The sequence below is a fragment of the Mycobacterium sp. genome, assembly GCF_044370595.1.
GTDB lineage: Bacteria > Actinomycetota > Actinomycetes > Mycobacteriales > Mycobacteriaceae > Mycobacterium.
Genome location: NZ_JBILVF010000029.1, coordinates 1 through 21,161 on the forward strand (window position 1 = coordinate 1; position 21,161 = coordinate 21,161).

Consider the following 21,161-nt stretch of genomic DNA (forward strand, 5'->3'; position numbering starts at 1 on the left):
GTCCGGCCAAAGACCGCCCGCCAGGCCAAGGCGCGCGCCAAGGCCCGGAAGGCCAAGGCACCGAAAGTAATCCGTCCACCGCTGCGGGAACGGGTGCTGGCCCGGATCCCCAGAATCGACCTGAGCCCGCGCACACTGATCGCGAAGATCCCGTTTGTCGTGCTGGTGATCGGCGCGCTTGCCGTCGGTCTGGGAATCACCCTGTGGCTGTCCACCGACGCCGCGCAACGGTCCTATCAACTCAGCAGTGCCAGGGAGCTCAATGAAGCCCTGTCCCAGCAGAAGGAAGCCCTCGAGCGTGATGTCCTCGAGGCCCAGTCCGCCCCGGCACTGGCCGATGCTGCCCGCAACCTCGGGATGATCCCATCCCGCGACACCGCTCACCTGGTCAAGGATCCGGCTGGCAACTGGGTCGTCGTCGGGCAGCCAAGGCCCGCGGAGGGCGTCCCGCCGCCACCGTTGAACTTCAAACTTCCCGATGAGAACCCGGTCATGCCGCCCAAACCCGGCCCGGCTTCGGGGCCGGCCCCCAAGCCCGGCGCCGAGGTGGAGGTCCCAGTGCTGCGCCCGGTACCGCCGAATCCGGCTAGCGTCCACGGCAACGCCGGAGCGGCACCACCGGGTCCGCTGCCGCTGTTGCCGCTGCCCGGACCGGGATTGGCGCCGGTGGATCCGCCGCTACCGCCAGGACCGGTTGGCGACACGCTGGGAACCCCTCTTGCCCCGCTTGCAGTACCGCCAGTACCTACAGTGGCTGCTGTGCCTCCTGTGACTTCTGTGACTGATGGTGCAATCGGGCCTGCTGTGGTGGGGGCACACCATTGAGCCGCGGTAAACCCCAGTCGCGGCCCCGATCCCGCCAGCGGCGACGCGTCCACGACTCGCCCCCGCCCATGACCGGCGGTCAGGGCCATGCGGCCAATGCCCGCCGGGTCAGGACTGTGACCAAAACCCTCTCGGGCACATCGTCATTCGGCTACCGCGTGCGGGTTGGCAGCATGGTCATATTCGCCGCCCTGATACTCGCTGCCGCCCAGTTGTTCAACCTCCAGGTGCCCAGCGCGGCGAGCCTGCGCGCGCAGGCGGCCGGCCAGTTGAAGGTGACCGACGTGGACCAGGCGGTGCGGGGCGCCATCGTCGACCGCAACTTCGACAAACTGGCCTTCACCACCGAGGCGCGGGCCTTGACCTTCCAGCCCGCCAAGATCCGCAAACAGTTGGCGGAGGCCCGGCAGAAAGCGCCGTCTGCGCCGGATCCGGACCAGCGGCTGGCCGACATCGCCCGCGACGTCGCCGCAGCGCTCAACAACAAGCCGGATGCCCCGACGGTGCTCAGAAAACTGCGTAGTAGCGAGACTTTCGTCTATCTGGCCCGCGCTGTGGACCCCGGTGTCGCGGCGGTCATCACCGACAAGTACCCGGAAGTGGGTGCCGAACGTCAGGATCTGCGGCAGTATCCGGGCGGCTCACTGGCGGCCAATGTGGTCGGGGGTATCGACTGGGACGGCCACGGTCTGCTGGGCTTGGAGGACTCGATGGACTCGGTGCTGGCCGGCGCCGACGGCTCGGTCACCTACGACCGCGGCTCCGACGGGGTGGTGATCCCGGGTAGCTACCGCAACCGCCACCAGGCGGTCAACGGCTCGACGGTGCAGTTGACGCTGGACGACGACATTCAGTTCTACGTTCAGCAGCAGGTCCAGCTCGCCCGGGACGCCTCCGGTGCCCGAAACGTCTCCGCCGTGGTGCTCGACGCCAAGACCGGCGAGGTGCTGGCGATGGCCAACGACAACACCTTCGACCCGAGTCAGGACATCGGCCGTCAGTCCGACCGCCAGATCGGCAACCTGGCGGTGACCTCACCGTTCGAGCCCGGCTCGGTCAACAAGATCGTCACCGCAGCCTCGGCCATCGAGTACGGGCTGTCCAACCCCGACGAAGTGCTCTCGATACCCGGTTCGATCCACATGGGCGGGGTCACCGTCGGTGACGCCTGGGACCACGGGGTGATTCCGCTGACCACCACCGGTGTATTCGGCAAGTCCTCCAACGTCGGCACCCTGATGCTGGCCCAGCGGCTGGGGCCGGAACGCTTCTACGAGATGCTCGGCAAATTCGGCCTTGGGCAGCGGACCGGAGTCGGCCTGCCGGGCGAGAGCGCCGGGATTGTTCCTCCCATCGACCAGTGGTCGGGCAGCACCTTCTCCAATCTGCCGATCGGGCAGGGACTTTCCATGACGTTGCTGCAGATGGCCGGCATGTACCAGGCGGTGGCCAATGACGGTCTGCGAATCCCGCCGCGGATCGTCAAGGCCGTCATCGCCCCAGACGGCAGCCGGGCCGAAGAGCAGCAACCCGAGGGAATCCGGGTGGTCTCCCCGGAGACCGCGCGCACCGTGCGCAATATGTTGCGCGCAGTCGTTCAGCGGGACCCAATGGGAATCCAGCAGGGCACCGGACCCGCGGCGGCGGTGGCGGGTTACCAGATGGCCGGCAAGACCGGCACCGCCCAGCAGATCAACCCGGCCTGCGGGTGCTATTACGACGACGTCTACTGGATCACCTTCGCGGGGATGGCGCCGTCGGACGATCCGCGCTACGTGATCGGTCTGATGATGGACGCGCCGTCGCGCAACGCCGACGGTTCGCCCGGTCACTCCGCCGCCCCGCTGTTCCACAACATCGCGGGCTGGCTGATGCAGCGGGAGAACGTCCCCCTCTCGCCGGACCCCGGCCCGCCGTTGATGCTGCAAGCCACCTGACCTTATCCGCGCGATGGTCCTCGGTAGGGTGGCTAGCCACCGGGCTGGATGACGACGGGCTGGAGACGGCGGGCTGGAGACGGCGGGCTGGAGACGGCGGGGGCTTGAGAAGGCGGAGGTGACCGGCGGTGACCAATGTCCTGCGGCCCGTCGCGGTCCCCGGGCTGGCGTTGTCGGTGCTGGCGGCCAGGGTGAACGCCCGACCTGCCGACGGCATCGCCGTCCCGGAGGTGCCGATCAGCGGGGTGACGCTGCGCGCCCAGGATGCCGCGCCGGGGGATCTGTTCGCCGCACTGCCTGGCGCAACCGTCCACGGTGCCGAGTTCAGCGGCCCAGCGGTGGCGGCGGGGGCGGCGGCAGTGCTCACCGACCCAACCGGGGTCGCGGTGATCCACCGCCTGCTCGGTGATCCTGCGCCGCTCCCGGTGCTGGTGCACCCGGCGCCCCGATCCGTCCTGGGCGTACTGGCCTCTGATGTCTACGGGCATCCCTCGGACCGGGTCGTCGTTCTCGGGGTGACCGGCACCTCCGGCAAAACCACCACCGCCCATCTGATCGAAGCCGGCCTGCGGGCCGCCGGACGTACCGCGGGCATGATCGGCACCGTCGGGGTCCGGATCGCGGGCTCGGATGTGCCCAGCGCATTGACCACGCCGGAGGCCCCGGCCGTGCAGGCACTGCTGGCCGTGATGGCCGAACGAGGCGTCGACACCGCGGTGATGGAAGTCTCCAGTCATGCTCTGGAACTGGGGCGGGTCGACGGAATCCGTTTTGCGGTAGGCGGTTTCACCAACCTCTCCCGGGACCACCTGGACTTCCATCCCTCAATGGAGGCCTATTTCGATGCCAAGGCCAAGTTGTTCGATCCGGCTTCACCGCTGCATGCCCACCGCGCGGTGGTCTGCGTCGACGACGAATCCGGCAGGGCGATGGCACTGCGGGCCGGCAATGCGGTGACGGTCAGCGCCGAGGGGCACCCCGCCGACTGGACCGTCGAGGATTTCGTAGCGCTCGACAGCGGCTTACAGGAGTTCACCGCCGTCGACCCGGCAGGCGTGCACCACCGATTGGGAATCCGGCTGCCTGGCCGGTACAACGTCGCCAACGCCCTGTTGGCACTGGCCATGCTCGACATCGTCGGTGTCTCTCCCGAGCAGGCCTCGCCCGGTCTTCGCACCGCCGCCGTACCCGGCCGGCTGGAACTCGTCGACCGCGGGCAGGACTTCCTGGCGGTGGTCGACTACGCCCACAAGCCGGGGGCGCTGCGCGCGGTTCTGGAGACCCTGCGCCGCCCGGATGGGCGGCTGGCGGTGGTCTTCGGCGCCGGCGGTAACCGCGACCCCGGCAAACGCGAGCCGATGGGCGAGGTGGCCGGCGAACTTGCCGACCTGGTGGTCGTCACCGACGACAACCCCCGCGACGAGGACCCGGATCTGATCCGGTCGGCTATCGTCGCCGGGGCGCGGCGGGCTTACCGTGGCACGACGGCGGAGGTCGTCGAGGTGGTCGAGATCGGCGACCGCCGGCGCGCGATCGCCCACGCCGTCGGCTGGGCCCGCCGCGGTGATGTGGTGGTGATCGCCGGCAAAGGGCATGAGAGCGGCCAAACCGGGGGTGGGCAGACCCGGCCATTCGACGATCGCGAGGAGCTGGCCGCCGCCATCGACGAGATCGCCGACATGATCGCTGAGAGGACCGCACAGTGATCGATGTGACCCTCGCTCAGATCGCCGACATCGTCGGCGGCCACCTCGCCGACATCAGCCCCGCCGACGCGGCGGCCACCCGGGTGACCGGAACCGTGGAGTTCGACTCCCGCGCGGTGACGCCGGGCGGGTTGTTCCTGGCGCTGCCCGGCGCCCGCGCCGACGGCCACGACTTCGCCCCGGGTGCCGTGGCCGCCGGTGCGGTGGCGGTCCTGGCGGCCCGCCCGGTGGGGGTGCCGGCCATCGTCGTCCCGCCTGCCGCGGCATCCGACGCCCACGCCGGTGTGCTCGAACACGACACCGACGGTTCAGGTGCCGCGGTGCTGTCGGCGCTGGCCAAACTGGCCGCAGCGGTGGCCGCCGAGTTGGTGGACTGCGGCCTTCGGATCGTGGGGATCACCGGATCCTCCGGCAAGACCTCAACCAAGGACCTGATCGCGGCGGTCCTGCGGCCACTCGGGGAGGTGGTGGCTCCGCCCGGTTCGTTCAACAACGAACTGGGCCACCCCTGGACGGTGTTGCGGGCCACCCGGGAGACCGACTACCTGGTGCTGGAGATGTCGGCCCGGCACCCCGGCAACATCGCCGCACTGGCCACCATCGCGCCGCCGGCCATCGCGGTGGTGCTCAACGTCGGCACCGCTCATCTGGGTGAGTTCGGCTCCCGCGAGGTGATCGCGACGACGAAAGCCGAACTGGTGCAAGCCGTCCCGTCTTCCGGGGTGGTTGTGCTCAACGCTGACGACTCGGTTGTTGCGGCGATGGCCGCCCAGACCTCGGCGCGGGTCGTCACCGTGGGCCGCTCCGCGTCAGCCGATGTGCGGGCCGAGGACGTCGAACTCGACGAACTCGCCCGCCCGCGTTTCACCCTGCGGGCCGCCGGCGGGGCGGTGCCGGTCGCCCTGGCGGTGCACGGCGAACACCAGGTCTCCAACGCACTCTCCGCGGCGGCAGTGGCCCTGGAGTGCGGCGCCGGCCTTCAGCAGGTGGCCGACGCGTTGGCCGGGGCGGCACCGGCATCCCGGCACCGGATGGAGGTCCACACCCGATCCGACGGAGTGACCGTCATCAACGACGCCTATAACGCCAACCCGGACTCGATGCGGGCCGGATTGCAGGCGCTGGCCGCCATGGCCCGCGGGGCGGGCAAACGCAGTTGGGCAGTGCTCGGGGAGATGGGTGAACTGGGGGAGGACTCGATAACCGAGCACGACCGCGTCGGTCGGCTTGCGGTGCGCTTAGATATCTCTCGACTGATCGTCGTCGGCACTGGGAGGTCTATGAGCGCCATGCACCACGGGGCGGTCATGGAGGGATCCTGGGGGTCGGAGTCGGTCGTGGTCCCCGACGTGGAAACCGCGCTGGAGTTGCTGCGCGACGAGCTCGGCCCCGGCGATGTGGTGTTGGTCAAAGCCTCCAACGCCGCGGGGCTGGGCGCGCTGGCGGAAGCTCTCCTGGACGTGCCCGCATGAGACAGATCCTGATCGCGCTGTTCATCTCGCTGATGGTGTCGATCCTGCTGACGCCCGCGCTGATCCGGCTATTCACCCGGCAGGGATTCGGCCAGGAGATTCGCGAGGACGGCCCGCCCAGCCACAAAACCAAGCGCGGCACCCCGTCGATGGGTGGGGTGGCCATCGTGGCGGGTATCTGGGCCGGTTACTTCGGCACCCATCTGGTCGGACTGGCGCTGGACGGCATGGGACCGTCGGCCTCCGGGTTGTTGGTCCTCGGGCTGGCCACCGCACTGGGCGGGGTGGGCTTCCTCGACGATCTGATCAAGATCCGCCGGTCCCGCAACCTCGGCCTGAACAAGACCGCCAAGACGGTCGGGCAGATCACCGTCGCGGTCTTGTTCGGCATTCTGGTGTTGCAGTTCGCCAACTCCGAAGGGCTGACTCCGGCCTCCAACCAGCTCTCCTACGTCCGCGAGATATCCACCGTCGCACTACCTCCCGTGCTTTTCGTCCTCTTCATGGTCGTCGTGGTCAACGCGTGGGGGAACGCGGTGAACTTCACCGACGGCCTGGACGGTCTGGCCGCAGGTGCCATGGCGATGGTCAGCGCCGCCTATGTGCTGATCACGTTCTGGCAATACCGCAATGCCTGCGCCACCGCGCCCGAGTTGGGCTGCTACAACGTCCGTGATCCGCTGGATCTGGCGATCATCGCCGCCGCCACCGCCGGGGCGTGCACCGGATTTCTGTGGTGGAACGCCGCGCCGGCGAAAATCTTCATGGGCGACACCGGGTCGCTGGCCCTCGGCGGGATCATCGCCGGTCTGTCGGTCACCAGTCGCACCGTGGTGCTCGCAGTGGTGATCGGCGCGCTGTTCGTCGCCGAGGTGACCTCGGTGGTCATCCAGATCATCGCCTTTCGGTCCACCGGGCGCCGGGTGTTCCGGATGGCGCCATTCCACCACCACTTCGAACTCGTCGGCTGGGCTGAAACCACGGTGATCATCCGGTTCTGGCTGCTCACCGCGATCGCCTGCGGGCTTGGGGTGGCGCTGTTCTACAGCGAGTGGCTGACCGCCATCGGTGATTGATGGACGGTCAACCGGCGCGCGGCGCCCATCCGGATCTGGCACTGCTGGGGCCCGAAGCCCGCGTGCTGGTGACCGGTGCGCGGGTCACCGGCCGGGCGGTGGTGGCCGCGCTGCAACCCTGGGACGTGCAACTCTCGGTCTGCGATGACGACCCTGCCGCCGCCCACGCACTCGGCGATGTGCAGTTCTGCACCACCGACGAGGCGACCGCGCGCGCGGGCGAGTTCGACCTCGTGGTGACCAGCCCCGGATTCCCGCCGACCGCTCCGGTGCTGGTCGCCGCCGCGAGTGCGGACGTCCCTATCTGGGGTGACGTCGAACTGGCCTGGCGGCTGGATGCGGCCGGCCGCTACGGTCCGCCGAGGCGCTGGCTGGTGGTGACCGGCACCAACGGCAAGACCACCACCACCTCGATGCTCTACGACATGCTGATCGCGGGCGGCCAACGGGCCGTCCTGTGCGGGAACATCGGCGAACCGGTGCTCGACGTACTCCCGCGGCCGGCCGAGGTCCTGGCGGTCGAGGTGTCCAGTTTCCAATTGCACTGGGCGCCGTCGTTGCGTCCGGAGGCCGGGGTGGTGCTCAACGTCGCCGAAGACCACCTTGACTGGCACGGCAGCTTCGAGGCCTACGCCGCGGCCAAGGCCCGGGCGCTGGATGGCCGGGTTGCCGTCGTCGGCCTCGATGACCCGGCCGCCAGCGCGCTGCTGCCGCGGGCCGCGGCGCCGGTGAAGGCGGGTTTCCGGCTGGGTGAGCCCGCACGCGGCGAATTCGGTGTGCGCGACGGGATGCTGGTGGACCGGGTGTTCGATGAGGAACTGGTGTTGGCTGGGGTCGATTCGATCCCGGTGGCGGGGCCGGTGGGCGTGCTGGATGCGCTCGGGGCCGCAGCCTTGGCGCGCGCGGTGGACGTTCCGGCGCCGGCGATCGCATCGGCCCTGGCCGACTTCCGGGTCGGTCGACACCGGTCCGAGCCGGTCGGGGTGGTCGCCGGGGTGCACTATGTCGACGATTCCAAGGCCACCAATCCGCACGCCGCCGAGGCGTCGATCCTGGCCTTTCCGCGGGTGGTGTGGGTGGCCGGCGGGATGCTCAAAGGTGCGTCGGTCGAGCAGGCCGTCGCACGGGTCGCCGACCGGTTGGCCGGTGTGGTCGTGATCGGCCGTGATCGCGGTGCCTTTGTCAAGGCGTTATCGCGACACGCACCCGATGTCCCCGTGATCCAGGTTGTGACGCGGGAGGATGCTGAGGTGCATGAGACAAATGAGTCCAGTGTTACTGGTGGGATTCGAGTGATCGACGCCTCCGGCCCGGGACTCGGCCGTCGGGTCATGGCCGAGGCCGTCGACGCGGCGGGAAGCCTCGCGCGCCCCGGCGACACGGTCCTGCTGGCACCGGCGGGTGCCTCCTTCGACCAGTTCGCCGGATACGCCGACCGCGGTGAGGCCTTCGCGCAGGCCGTCCAGGCCCGTTAGCGCCATGGGCAGGCTGTGGTCCCGGCTCATCCGCCGGGGCGCTGAGCGCACCGGCAACGTTGCCGGTGAACCGCCGAACTCGGCTCGCAAGCCTCGATTCGCCCCGCCAGCCCAGTTCGGTGCCTGGCTGGCCCGGCCGATGACGTCCTTCCATCTGGTGGTCTCCGTCGCGGCCCTGCTGACAACCCTGGGGCTCATCATGGTGCTGTCGGCCTCCGGCGTGCATTCCTATGACGAAGACGGCAGTCCCTGGTCCATTTTCGTGCGGCAGGTGATGTGGGCGGTCCTGGGGCTCTTCGCCTGTTGGATTGCGTTGCGGCTGCCCGTTCGTTTCCTGCGCCGCATGGCTTTTGCCGGCTTTGCCACGACGGTCGTCATGCTGGTTTTAGTCCTCATCCCCGGCATCGGCCGTGTCGCCAACGGCACCCGGGGCTGGTTTGTGTTCGGCGGCTTGTCCATGCAACCCTCCGAATTGGCCAAGATCGCCTTCGTCATCTGGGGGGCGCATCTGTTGGCAGCCCGGCGCATGGAGCGGGCCTCGCTGCGCGAGATGCTGGTCCCCCTGATCCCGGCGGCGGTCATCGCCCTGGCCCTGATCGTCGCCCAGCCCGACCTGGGCCAGACGGTGTCGCTGGGAATCATTCTGCTGGCCCTGCTCTGGTTCGGCGGTCTGCCGTTGAAAGTTTTCGTCAGTTCGCTCCTGGCCACCATTGCCGCGGCGGCGATCCTGGCGGTGTCGGAGGGCTACCGATCCGCCCGGGTGAGTTCCTGGCTGGACCCCAACGCTGACCTCCAGGGTGCCGGCTATCAGGCCCGCCAGGCCAAGTTCGCGCTGGCCAACGGCGGTGTTTTCGGCGACGGCCTGGGTCAGGGCGCGGCCAAGTGGAACTACCTGCCCAATGCCCACAACGACTTCATCTTCGCGATCATCGGCGAGGAGTTGGGATTCATCGGCGCCTTCGGGTTGCTGTGCCTGTTCGGCCTGTTCGCCTATACCGGGCTGCGGATCGCCAGGCGGTCCACCGATCCGTTCCTGCGACTACTGACCGCAACCACCACCGCCTGGGTGATCGGGCAGGTGTTCATCAACGTCGGCTACGTGATTGGCCTACTTCCGGTCACGGGCATTCAGCTCCCCCTGATCTCAGCTGGCGGGACGTCAACGGCAACAACTCTTTTCATGATCGGGCTGATGGCCAACGCGGCACGCCACGAACCCGATGCGGTCGCGGCACTGCAGGCCGGCCGCGACGATAGAATGAATCGGCTACTGCGCTTGCCACTGCCGGAGCCGTACCTGCCCAGCCGGGTGGAGGTCCTGCGGGATCGCTTGGAGTCCCGTGCGGAATCCGGGAAACCGGCCCGGCCGCCGGCCAAGGCAGGCAAGCCGGCCAAGCCGGCCAAGCCGGCCCGGGGTGCGGCGGTGCGGGGCCGGACCGGGCGCACGGCCAAAGCGGGGACAGTACACGGCGCGCCGCGCCGGTCGGGGCATGATGGAGGCGCCTCGCGCCGCGCCGGACAGCAGGTCGGCACCGGGCAGCAGAAGCGTGCCGCCACGGCAAGGGGCGGTATGCCGCACGGGGACAAACGGTCCCGCGTACTGGAAGGTCAGCGTTACGGGTGAGTGTCTCTGGGGTCGACGGCGGTGTGGGTCGCCGTGACTCAGGCGTCGACGGATCGCGTCAGGACGCGGTGTCGGTGGTGCTGGCCGGCGGCGGAACCGCCGGCCATGTGGAACCAGCCCTGGCCGTCGCCGATGCGCTGAGTGCGGCGCACCCGGGTGTCGGTATCGCTGCATTGGGAACCGCGCGTGGCCTGGAGACCAGGCTGGTGACCGAACGGGGGTACGAACTGCGGCTGGTCACGCCGGTTCCGTTGCCCCGCAGACTCAACCTCGACCTGCTCCGATTGCCGATGCGGGTGCGCCGCTCCGTCAGAGAGACCCGGGCTGTGCTGGAGGCGGTCGACGCCGACGTAGTGGTGGGCTTCGGCGGGTACGTGGCGGTGCCCGCCTACCTCGCCGCGCGGGGCCGGGTGCCCGTGGTGGTGCACGAGGCCAACGCCCGCGCCGGGCTGGCCAACCGGCTCGGTGCCCGGTGGGCCCGCCGGGTCCTGGCGGCGGTAACCGGTTCGGGCCTGGCCCACGCCGAGGTGGTCGGGATGCCGCTGCGCGCCTCGATCACCGGCCTGGACCGGTCAGCGCTGCGCGCCGAGGCACGCGCCCACTTCGGCTTGGCCGGCGATGCACGGGTGCTGCTGGTGTTCGGTGGATCCCAGGGCGCGGTCTCGATCAATCGGGCGGTGTCGGCGGCCGCCGCAGACCTGGCCGCTGCCGGGGTAGCGGTGCTGCATGCGCACGGCCCCAAGAACACCCTGGACCTGCCCGACCCCCGACCGGGCGATCCGCCCTACGTCGCGGTGCCCTACCTGAGTCGGATGGATCTGGCTTATGCGGCAGCGGATCTGGCGATCTGTCGATCCGGGGCCATGACCGTGGCGGAGGTCTCCGCCGTTGGGCTACCCGCGGTGTACGTCCCGCTTCCTATCGGCAACGGCGAACAGCGGCTCAACGCCTTGCCGGTGGTCCAGGCAGGCGGCGGTGTGCTGGTCGCCGACGCCGACCTGACCCCGTCCTATGTGGCCGGCGAGGTGGTGGCACTGATCACCGACGCTCCGCGGCTGGCGGCGATGACCGCGGCCGCGGCAGGGGTCGGCCACCGCGATGCCGCCCGGCGGATTGCCGACATCGTCCTTGACGTCGCCCGAACCGGCCGGGGAGCGCGTCGATGACCCCCGCGCTGCCGCCGGAGCTTGAGCGGGTCCACATGGTCGGCATCGGGGGAGCCGGAATGTCAGGCATCGCCCGAATCATGCTCGACCGGGGGGCGTTGGTATCCGGTTCGGATGCCAAGGAATCCCGTGGCGTGGCCGCCCTTCGGGCCCGCGGTGCACAGATCGCCATCGGCCACGACGCGGCCAACCTCGATCTGCTGCCAGGCGGGCCCACCGCGGTGATCACCACCCATGCCGCCATCCCCAAGACCAACCCCGAACTGGTGGAGGCGCGCCGGCGTGCCGTCCCGGTGATCCTGCGCCCCGCCGTGCTGGCCAAGCTGATGGCCGGCAATCGCACCTTGTTGGTGACCGGTACGCACGGGAAGACCACCACCACCTCGATGCTGATTGTTGCGCTGCAACACAGCGGATTTGATCCGTCCTTCGCTGTCGGCGGTGACCTCGGCGAGGCGGGTACCAACGCCCACCACGGCAGCGGCGAGGTGTTCGTGGCCGAAGCCGACGAGAGTGACGGGTCGCTGCTGGAGTACAGCCCGAACGTGGCGGTGGTCACCAACATCGAAGCCGACCACCTCGACTTCTTCGGCACCGCAGAGGCCTATACCGCAGTGTTCGACCAGTTCATCGGACGACTGGAACCAGGGGGGGCCCTGGTGGTTTGTGCTGATGACCCCGGCGCCGCCGCACTCGCCGATCGCAGCGAGGCCCTGGGGGCGCGGGTGTTGCGATACGGCAGCGCACCGGCGCCCAATGCGGGGCTGGCCGGCGAACTGATCAGCTGGGAACAGCACGGAACCGGGGCGGTGGCGCACATCCAGTTGGCCGGGGAAGCCCACCCGCGGGCGATGCGCCTGGCGGTTCCGGGCCGGCATATGGCGCTCAACGCACTGGCCGCACTGCTGGCCGCCGCCGAGGCCGGCGCCCCGGTCGAGCAAATTCTGGACGCGTTGGCCGGATTCGAAGGTGTGCGTCGACGATTCGAACTGGTCGGGACCGCCAATGGGGTGCGGGTATTCGACGATTATGCCCACCACCCGACGGAGGTGCGTGCCGCTCTTACCGCACTTCGCGCCGTTGCCCGCCACGACCACGCTGGGCGGCCCAGTGCGAGCGGAGGCAACAGCATCGTTGTTTTCCAACCGCATCTGTATTCCCGTACCAAAGCTTTCGCGCGCGATTTCGCAGCGGCGCTGGACATCGCCGACAAGGTTTTCGTCCTGGATGTGTACGCCGCACGCGAGCAGCCGCTCACCGGTGTCAGTGGCGCCACCATCGCCGAACACGTCAGCGTGCCGGTGCGCTACCTGCCTGACTTCTCCTCGGTGGCAAGGCAAGTCGCCGCCGTGGCCGGGCCCGGTGATGTGGTCGTGACCATGGGCGCCGGCGACGTCACCATGCTGGGGCCGGAGATCATCACGGTGCTCAATGCCCGCGCCGGTGAGCCGGGGATGTAGTCGATGAGATCGGACCGATCCGATACCGCCGACGACGTCACACCGCCCGAGAGCCAGACCGATACGGCTGCTGACGCCGCAGAGCACCGCCCCGACGGTACCGAGGCTGATTACGAGGAACTCGACGGTTTCGACGATTTCGAGGCCGAGTCTGCGCCGGACAGCCCGGAGGCCGCGCCCGACGCGACGAGTCCCGCCGACGCGGCTGATGCTGCGGCCGACGCCGTGGTCGATCTCGAGGGCCCGCGCCGGCGGGCGCGCCGGGAACGCGCCGAGCGTCGCGCCGCCCAGCAGCGGGCGATGGCGATCGAACAAGCCCGCCGGGAGGCCAAGCGCCGGGCCCGCGGGCAGATCGGTACCGAGCAGCCCCGGGACGCGGCCCGCAGCGTCAAGGGACTCAAGCTGTTCATCTGGGTGACGCTGCTTTCGCTGCTCAGCGTGGCGCTGGGGCTGGTCCTTTATTTCACCCCGCTGATGTCGGCCCGGGCCCTGGTCATCGTTGGTACGGGGGCCGTACCTACCGAGGAGGTCGTCGCGGCGGCCGCGGTGCAACTGGGCACTCCGCTTTTGCAGATGAACACCGATGAGATAGCCGACCGGGTGGCCGGCATCCGCCGGGTCGCCAGTGCCCGAGTCCAGCGGGAGTATCCGTCCGCGGTGCGGATCACCATTTCCGAGCGGATCCCTGTGGCGTTCAGAGACTTTCCGGACGGACCGCACCTGTTTGACCGGGACGGTGTCGACTTCGTAACAGCTCCGCCACCGCCTGGGCTGGCGTATCTCGACGTCAACAACCCCGGCCCCGCCGACCCGCCGACTCGGGCTGCCCTGCAGGTGTTGACGGCTCTGCGGCCTGAGGTGGTGGCGCAGGTCGGCCGGGTGGCGGCCCCCTCGGTGGCGTCGATCACCCTGACGCTGCACGACGGCCGCACCGTGGTCTGGGGGACCACCGACCGCACGCAGGAGAAGGCCGAAAAACTGGCCGCGCTGTTGACCCAGCCCGGTCGCATCTACGACGTGTCCAGTCCTGATCTGCCCACTGTTCAGTAGGTCGCTCGGCACGAGACCTGGTGGGAAATTTCCGGCCGACACGCGGGCGCGCCTCCCACATCCTCAGCGCACCGGTCCTACCGTTCTCAATAGCGAACAACTTGACATAACTCTAAGCCTCTGGTTGAGGTTGAGGGTTTTCCCAAGGGAAGTCGCGGGCAGGCCACACATCCACCCACCGGGCGCACAGTCCCACCACCGGAGGAAGACCACACCGATGACCCCCCCGCATAACTATCTCGCCGTCATCAAGGTCGTTGGCATTGGCGGTGGCGGCGTGAATGCCGTCAACCGGATGATCGAGCAGGGACTCAAAGGCGTTGAGTTCATCGCCATCAATACCGACGCCCAGGCTCTTCTCATGAGCGACGCCGACGTCAAACTCGACGTCGGCCGGGACTCCACCCGTGGACTGGGCGCCGGAGCGGACCCCGATGTGGGTCGCAAGGCGGCCGAGGACGCCAAGGATGAAATCGAAGAACTGCTGCGCGGCGCGGACATGGTGTTCGTCACCGCCGGCGAGGGCGGAGGGACCGGTACCGGCGGCGCACCGGTGGTGGCCAATATCGCCCGCAAACTCGGAGCGCTGACGGTCGGCGTGGTGACCCGACCGTTCTCCTTCGAGGGTAAGCGCCGGGCCGGCCAGGCCGAGGCCGGCATTTCCGCACTGCGGGAGAGTTGCGACACCCTGATCGTGATCCCCAACGACCGTCTGCTGCAGATGGGTGATGCGAATGTCTCGTTGATGGACGCGTTCCGCAGCGCTGATGAGGTACTGCTCAACGGTGTGCAGGGCATCACCGATCTGATCACCACCCCCGGTCTGATCAACGTCGACTTCGCCGACGTCAAGGGCGTGATGAGCGGTGCCGGCACCGCGCTGATGGGAATCGGCTCGGCCCGCGGGGACGGCCGCGCCATCAAGGCAGCCGAGACGGCCATCAATTCGCCGCTGTTGGAGGCCTCGATGGAAGGCGCGCAGGGTGTGCTGATGTCCATTGCCGGCGGCAGCGACCTGGGGCTCTTCGAGATCAACGAGGCGGCGTCGCTGGTCCAGGAAGCCGCTCACACCGACGCGAACATCATCTTCGGCACCGTCATCGATGACTCGCTGGGTGACGAGGTGCGCGTCACGGTCATCGCCGCGGGCTTCGACGCCAATAGCGCCAGCCGCAAGCCGATCATCATCGGTGAGGCCACCACCGGCCCGGCCACCGCCCCCGTGGCTGTTGAGACCGTCGAGACAGCCCCCGCAGTGGCTGCCGCCCCGACACCGCCCCCGCCGACGGTGTCCACCACCCACACCTTCGCCCCTGCCAGCGCTGGTCAGGTGAGTAGTTCACCGCTGTTCGAGCCGCTCGAGCCGCTCACTGCCGTCTCGGCGCGCACTAACGGCTCATCGCCCTTCGGCGACGAGGATGACGACGTCGATGTGCCGCCCTTCATGCGGCACTGACCGCGCCCACCAGAGCCTGCGGAGGATTCGACGACTGTGACCGTCCGCGTCCGCCGTGTCACCACCACCCGGTCCGGCGGAGTGTCGGCACCGCCGTATGACTCCTTCAACCTCGGTGACCACGTCGGTGACGACCCCGCCGCGGTAGCGGCCAACCGCGCCCGATTGGCGTCGGCAGTCGGATTGCCGGCTGATCATGTGGTGTGGATGAACCAGGTGCATTCCGCCCACGTCGAAGTCGTCGATGCGCCGGGCACGAAGCCCTACGACGCCACCGACGCGCTGGTGACCACAGTGCCGCGGCTGGCGTTGGCCGTGGTGACCGCCGATTGTGTGCCCGTTCTGCTGGCCGATGCTCGCGCCGGGGTGGTCGGGGCCGCCCATGCCGGGCGAGTCGGTGCGGCCAGCGGCGTGGTGCTGCGCACCCTGGAGGCGATGCTCGCCCGGGGAGCGCATGCGCCGGACATTTCGGTGCTGCTCGGCCCGTCGGTCGGCGGAGCCAACTATGAGGTGCCCGAGGAGATGGCGGCTGACGTTGAGTCCCGGCTACCCGGCAGTCGGACCACCACCAGTCGCGGGACTCCGGCGCTGGACCTCAGGGCCGGCATCGCACGCCAACTCCGCACCGCCGGCGTGACGGCCATCGACATCGACCCGCGCTGTACCGCAGCAGACCCCGCCCTGTTCAGCCACCGTCGGGACAATCCGACCGGGCGACTGGCCTCGCTGGTGTGGATGGAGTGACGCCGTGACCGGGGCCGTCCCAGACGAACGGGTGGGGGAGTTGACGGCCGCACTGGCGGTGTTGCGCGCCCGGTTGGTCAGGGCCGCCGACGCGGCCGGCCGACCGGTCGAGGACATCATGCTGCTTCCGATCACCAAGTTCTTTCCGGCCACCGACGTCGCCATCCTGTGGCGGTTGGGATGCCGGGCGTTCGGGGAGTCCCGCGAGCAGGAGGCTACGGCGAAGATCGCCGAGTTGGACCGGCTGATCGCCGGATCCGGCGAACCGGTTCCGGCCCACTGGCACATGGTCGGTCAGATTCAGCGCAATAAGGCCAAAAGCATTGCGGCCTGGGCCGACACCGTCCATTCGGTATCGACCGACCGGGTGGCCGAGGCGCTGGGGAGGGCCGCCGCGGACGCGATCGGGGACGGCCACCGCAGTCGGTCGCTGCGCGTGTTCGTCCAGATCAGCCTTGACGGCGACACCACCCGCGGCGGGGTCGACATCTCCGACTCCGCCGCCGTCGACCGGATTTGTGCTCAAGTTGCCGACTCGCAGGCCTTGGAGTTGGTCGGTCTGATGGCCGTTCCGCCGCTGGGCGCCGACCCGGATGCCGCCTTTTCTGCGCTGTCCGAGGAGCATCGACGGATCCAGCGCACCCACCCGGGAGCCACTGAACTGTCGGCCGGCATGTCCGACGACCTCGAAGTCGCGGTGCGACACGGTTCAACGTGTGTGCGTGTCGGTACGGCGCTGATGGGCAAACGTCCTCTAACGTCTCCCTGAGTAGTCACTCCAGTCACAGGTTCATCACGAACAACTAGCACCACAGACACCTACTCAGCTTTAGAAGGGTCACGAGGATGAGCACTCTGCACAAAGTCAAGGCTTATTTCGGCATGGCGCCGATGGACGACTATGACGATGAGTACTACGAGGACGATGAGCGCGACACCGGCCGGGGTCGCGGTTTCTCTCGGCGCAACGACCGGTTCGCCGATGAAGGCTACGAGGATCCGCGGGCCGCAGGCCGCTACGACGATGTCCGCGCAAGCGCACGGTACGACGATCCCCGGATGGGACGCGAGTACGACGACCATGAGGCCGACTACCCGGCCACCACCGGCGGATTCCGCACGGCCGGCTATTCCGAAGAGCCGCGGTTCCGCGGCCGCGAGTTCGACCGTCCGCACGCCGCTCGCTTCGGCGCACTCCGTGGCTCAACCCGCGGGGCCCTGGCGATGGATCCGCGCCGGATGGCCGTGCTGTTCGAAGAAGGCAGCCCGCTGTCGAAGATCACCACGCTGCGCCCCAAGGACTACAACGAGGCCCGCACTATCGGCGAGCGCTTCCGGGATGGCCAGCCGGTCATCATGGATCTGGTCTCCATGGACAACGCCGACGCAAAACGGCTCGTCGACTTCGCCGCCGGTCTGGCCTTCGCTTTGCGCGGATCCTTCGACAAGGTCGCCACCAAGGTGTTCCTGCTCGCGCCGGCCGACGTCGACGTCACTGCTGAGGAGCGCCGCCGGATCGCCGAGGCTGGGTTCTACAGCTATCAGTGAGCGCCGGGCCGGGCGCTGGAGTAGGTAGGCTGACTGCGCGCCGGTTTACCCTGGCGCCGCAGTCCGACCGCGCCGTGATGAAAAGGACCAGCCTGAGGTGAAGCCGTTCTTTGAGATTGTCGGCTTTGCGCTCTTCGTGTTCTGGTTGCTCCTTATCGCCCGCATCGTCGTTGAGTTCATCCGGTCCTTCAGCCGGGACTGGCATCCTCGCGGCGCGACGGTGGTGGTCCTCGAGGCGATCATGACCCTCACCGACCCGCCGGTCAAGTTGTTACGTCGGGTTATTCCGCAGCTCACCATCGGTGCGGTGCGGCTGGATTTCTCGATCATGGTGCTGCTGTTGCTGGCCTTCCTCGGCATGCAGTTGGCCTTCGGGGCAGCGGCGTAACGCCGCGAAACTCGGGGAGGCGCCGACTTTCGGGGCTGCTGGCGAATCTCTGAAAATCGTTCTTAATTCGAGGCAACTCTGTAACCGGCGCGTCTGGTGTGACAGGATGGACGCCAGTTACAGTTCGGAACGACCAGTAACTCGTTCTACACTGCAGGACGGTCCTAACCAGGAGTCCCAGATTGGAAGGGGCAATAATGCCACTCACACCGGCCGACGTGCACAATGTGGCGTTCAGCAAGCCGCCCATCGGCAAACGTGGCTACAACGAGGATGAGGTTGACGCCTTCCTCGATCTGGTGGAGAGCGAGCTTGCCCGGCTTGTCGAGGAGAATGCCGACCTGCGGCAACGCGTGAGTGAACTCGACTCCGAGTTGGTCGCGGCGCGGTCTAGTGCTATCCAAGCGACCCAAGCCATCCCGCTCTATCAGCCGCAGCCGGAACCTGTCGTGGTGCAGACGGTGGTCGAGACTACCGAGCTGGCGGAGGATCAGGCACTCAAGGCCGCACGGGTGCTGAGCCTGGCTCAGGACACCGCCGACCGGCTGACCACTACGGCGCGGGCAGAGTCGGACAAGCTGCTCTCCGACGCGCACGCCAGCGCCGAGCAGATCGTCTCGGAGGCGCGTTATATCGCCGACACCACTGTGAACGAGGCCCGGCAGCGGGCCGACGCGATGCTGGCCGATGCCCAGAGCCGGTCGGAATCCCAGCTGCGCCAGGCTCAGGAGAAGGCCGACATCCTGCAGGCCGACGCCGAGCGCAAGCACACTGAGGTGATGTCCACGATCAACCAGCAGCGGTCCGTCCTCGAGGGCCGGCTGGAGCAGCTTCGGACCTTCGAGCGGGAGTACCGCACCCGGTTGAAGACCTATCTGGAGTCCCAGCTTGAGGAGTTGGGTCAACGCGGCTCGGCCGCCCCCGTGGACACCGGCGACGTCGGCTACACCCAGTACTAACGGGGTGCCTGCCGGGAGCCGCTGGTGAGGACCTCGAATCAACGCCCGACCCAGTGGAGAGCTGACCCATGCTGATCGTCGCGTTGGTTTTTGCGGTGATCGGCCTGGCGGCCCTGATCACCGCCGTGGTGACCAGCAACGAGGTCGTCGCGTGGGTGTGCATCGGAGCCAGCGGCCTCGGCATCCTGACTCTGGTCGTGGACGCGATCCGGGAGCGCTCCCGGACGGTTCTGCCAGCCGTTGCCGCCGATCCTTCGGCGGTTGAAACCACCGAAGTCATCGAGCCGGCTCAAAGCATCGAACCCGTCGGCGCAATCGAGTTCATCGAGACGGCTGAAGAAGATCTCGATGTCGCCGACGCGGAAACCCACTACGACACAGAGGTTTCCGCGGCGACCCAATACGACACAGAGGTTTCCGCGCAAGCCTCGCCGATTGCCGCCGAGGACCATCCCGACGAATTGGTCTACGACGAACCGGACTACGACTTGCCCAGCGACGATGAAGCCGAGTTCCCCGAACCGGCTGAGGAAGCCGCTATCCACGTGGTCACTGAGGAATCCATCGAAGACGACGGCGCCACCGACCTCATCGTCATTGATGACGCGTTTGAGCAGTCCGACGAGTCCGACGCAACCGAGGCGTACATCATCGACACCGCCGAGGAGGGACCGGACGCGGACGCAGAGACCGCGGCTACTGAGATCCGCTACGTCGTAAGCGCCGAGGGAAGCGCCGACACCGTGTACACGTACTCTGAGGGCACCGAGTACATCGAGGCGCAGGATCCCGAGGCCACTGACGAACCCCGTGGCCATTGATCCGGGTGCCTGAAAGGGCCTGATGGGTATCCAGTACGCCAGCATCGTCGATCATCCGCTTGACGAGGTGTTCGCCTGGCACACCCGCCCCGGAGCCATGCGCCGACTCGTACCGCCATGGCAGCCGATGCGGGTGGTCAAGGAGACCGAGTCGCTGGCCGATGGAACAGCGATCCTCGGCTTGCCGGGCGGCCTGCGGTGGGTCGCCCAGCACGACCCGGCAGGATACGACCCGCCCCACCAGTTCGTCGACGTACTGTCCTCCGACGGGTTGATGACGATGCCGCCCCGGGTCATCGGGTGGTGGCGGCACATCCACAGATTCAGCGCGGCCGGCCCGGGTCGAACCCGGGTGCACGACGAGGTCGACACCACCGTGCCCGGACTGGCACTGCGGTCGACCTTCGCCTACCGGCACCGCCAACTGGCCGAGGATCTCGCCGCCCACCGCGACGCTGCCGCGGCGGGGGCCGGACAACTCGTCGTTGCGATCACCGGCTCGTCCGGACTGGTCGGCACGGCGTTGTCGGCGTTCCTGTCCACCGGCGGCCATCGGGTGATCAGGCTGGTGCGCGGGGAACCCGCCAACGCGAACGAACGACGCTGGGATCCAACGAATCCTGCCAGCGATCTACTCTCCGGCGTGGACGCACTGGTGCATCTGGCCGGGGAGTCCATCGCGGGACGGTTCACCGAGGCACATCGCAGGGCCATCCGCGAATCGCGCATCGAGCCAACCCGACGGCTGGCGGAAGTCGCGGCCACCACCCCGGGACTTCGGGTGTTCGTCAGCGCCTCGGCGATCGGCCTCTATGGGTACGACTGCGGCGACACCCTGCTCGACGAGAACAGCCCCCGCGGGCAGGGATTTTTGGCCGACGTGGTCGCTGACTGGGAGTCGGCCACCACGCCCGCGACGGACACCGGCCGACGGGTCGTGATGGTGCGTACCGGGATCGTCCAGTCCGCCGCAGGCGGCACCTTGAAGCTGTTGCGCCCATTGTTCGCCGCGGGACTCGGTGGGCGGTTGGGCAGCGGGCGGCAGTGGCTGTCCTGGATCGGTATCGACGACCTGCTCGACATCTACTACCGGGCCATCTATGACAGTCGGCTGGCCGGGCCGGTCAACGCCGTGGCGCCCAACCCGGTCCGCAATGAGGACTACACCCGCGCGTTGGCCTCGACCCTGAAGCGGCCCGCACTGCTTCCGGTGCCGTCGTTCGGGCCGCGGATCCTGCTAGGCAAGCAAGGTGCGGTCGAACTTGCCGAGGCCGACCAGCGGGTCACCCCGGCGGCCCTGCTGGCGTTGGCGCACCGGTTTCGCCAGCCCACCGTCGAGGACGCCCTGGCCCACCAACTCGGCCACGATCCCGCGCCCGGCGTGCTCTAAATCGCTGCCGGAAGATCAGTTTTGATGACTTTAGCCCCGCGCATGGCTGGCCCACTTCGGGCAC

18 protein-coding genes are annotated in these 21,161 nt (G+C 68.4%); all 18 read left to right on the forward strand.

Going from position 1 to position 21,161, the window contains the following annotated elements; translation table 11 throughout:
• Positions 1-825: cell division protein FtsL (ftsL, locus tag ADBZ5N_RS06365; protein ID WP_526256645.1), on the forward strand; the 825-nt coding region annotated here is incomplete at its 5' end.
• A 68-nt stretch (positions 826-893) separates the two neighbouring features.
• Positions 894-2,762, forward strand: coding sequence for a peptidoglycan D,D-transpeptidase FtsI family protein (locus tag ADBZ5N_RS06370; RefSeq protein ID WP_526256646.1), 1,869 nt, complete (start codon positions 894-896; stop codon positions 2,760-2,762).
• Between the two features lie 128 nt (positions 2,763-2,890).
• A complete protein-coding gene (locus ADBZ5N_RS06375; RefSeq protein WP_526256647.1) occupies positions 2,891-4,468 on the forward strand; it encodes a UDP-N-acetylmuramoyl-L-alanyl-D-glutamate--2,6-diaminopimelate ligase in 1,578 nt (525 codons plus the stop codon).
• The gene (locus ADBZ5N_RS06380; protein WP_526256648.1) at positions 4,465-5,940 is read left to right on the forward strand and encodes a UDP-N-acetylmuramoyl-tripeptide--D-alanyl-D-alanine ligase; all 1,476 of its coding nucleotides are present in this window, start codon (positions 4,465-4,467) and stop codon (positions 5,938-5,940) included. The genes ADBZ5N_RS06375 and ADBZ5N_RS06380 overlap by 4 nt, the downstream gene beginning before the upstream one ends.
• Entirely contained in the window at positions 5,937-7,016 is a 1,080-nt protein-coding gene (mraY, locus tag ADBZ5N_RS06385) for a phospho-N-acetylmuramoyl-pentapeptide-transferase (protein ID WP_526256649.1), read from the forward strand. The genes ADBZ5N_RS06380 and mraY overlap by 4 nt, the downstream gene beginning before the upstream one ends.
• Complete coding sequence (gene murD, locus ADBZ5N_RS06390; protein ID WP_526256650.1) at positions 7,016-8,491, forward strand: UDP-N-acetylmuramoyl-L-alanine--D-glutamate ligase; 1,476 nt, start codon at positions 7,016-7,018, stop codon at positions 8,489-8,491. The genes mraY and murD overlap by 1 nt, the downstream gene beginning before the upstream one ends.
• A 4-nt stretch (positions 8,492-8,495) precedes the next feature.
• Complete coding sequence (gene ftsW, locus ADBZ5N_RS06395) at positions 8,496-10,115, forward strand: putative lipid II flippase FtsW (RefSeq protein ID WP_526256651.1); 1,620 nt, start codon at positions 8,496-8,498, stop codon at positions 10,113-10,115.
• Positions 10,116-10,138: 23 nt separating this feature from the next.
• Positions 10,139-11,281: an undecaprenyldiphospho-muramoylpentapeptide beta-N-acetylglucosaminyltransferase gene (gene murG / locus ADBZ5N_RS06400; protein ID WP_526256672.1), complete on the forward strand. Its 1,143-nt coding sequence runs from the start codon at positions 10,139-10,141 to the stop codon at positions 11,279-11,281.
• On the forward strand, positions 11,278-12,741 hold the full coding sequence (gene murC, locus ADBZ5N_RS06405) for a UDP-N-acetylmuramate--L-alanine ligase (protein WP_526256652.1): 1,464 nt from the start codon (positions 11,278-11,280) through the stop codon (positions 12,739-12,741). Before murG ends, murC begins: the two co-directional genes overlap by 4 nt.
• Before the next feature lie 3 nt (positions 12,742-12,744).
• Entirely contained in the window at positions 12,745-13,791 is a 1,047-nt protein-coding gene (locus ADBZ5N_RS06410; RefSeq protein WP_526256653.1) for a cell division protein FtsQ/DivIB, read from the forward strand.
• A 217-nt stretch (positions 13,792-14,008) separates the two neighbouring features.
• Positions 14,009-15,247 carry a cell division protein FtsZ gene (ftsZ, locus tag ADBZ5N_RS06415; protein ID WP_526256654.1) on the forward strand — a complete coding sequence of 413 codons (1,239 nt, stop codon included), beginning with the start codon at positions 14,009-14,011 and terminating at the stop codon, positions 15,245-15,247.
• Between the two features lie 36 nt (positions 15,248-15,283).
• On the forward strand, positions 15,284-15,991 hold the full coding sequence (gene pgeF, locus ADBZ5N_RS06420) for a peptidoglycan editing factor PgeF (RefSeq protein ID WP_526256655.1): 708 nt from the start codon (positions 15,284-15,286) through the stop codon (positions 15,989-15,991).
• A 4-nt stretch (positions 15,992-15,995) separates the two neighbouring features.
• Positions 15,996-16,760 carry a YggS family pyridoxal phosphate-dependent enzyme gene (locus tag ADBZ5N_RS06425; protein ID WP_526256656.1) on the forward strand — a complete coding sequence of 255 codons (765 nt, stop codon included), beginning with the start codon at positions 15,996-15,998 and terminating at the stop codon, positions 16,758-16,760.
• Positions 16,761-16,837: 77 nt separating this feature from the next.
• A complete protein-coding gene (locus ADBZ5N_RS06430) occupies positions 16,838-17,539 on the forward strand; it encodes a cell division protein SepF (protein WP_526256657.1) in 702 nt (233 codons plus the stop codon).
• A gap of 97 nt (positions 17,540-17,636) precedes the next feature.
• Entirely contained in the window at positions 17,637-17,927 is a 291-nt protein-coding gene (locus ADBZ5N_RS06435) for a YggT family protein (protein WP_526256658.1), read from the forward strand.
• Positions 17,928-18,124: 197 nt separating this feature from the next.
• Positions 18,125-18,886: a DivIVA-like cell division protein Wag31 gene (gene wag31, locus ADBZ5N_RS06440; RefSeq protein ID WP_526256659.1), complete on the forward strand. Its 762-nt coding sequence runs from the start codon at positions 18,125-18,127 to the stop codon at positions 18,884-18,886.
• 68 nt (positions 18,887-18,954) lie between these two features.
• On the forward strand, positions 18,955-19,707 hold the full coding sequence (locus tag ADBZ5N_RS06445) for a hypothetical protein (protein WP_526256660.1): 753 nt from the start codon (positions 18,955-18,957) through the stop codon (positions 19,705-19,707).
• A 22-nt stretch (positions 19,708-19,729) separates the two neighbouring features.
• Positions 19,730-21,097: a TIGR01777 family oxidoreductase gene (locus tag ADBZ5N_RS06450; protein WP_526256661.1), complete on the forward strand. Its 1,368-nt coding sequence runs from the start codon at positions 19,730-19,732 to the stop codon at positions 21,095-21,097.
• Positions 21,098-21,161 lie beyond the last annotated feature (64 nt).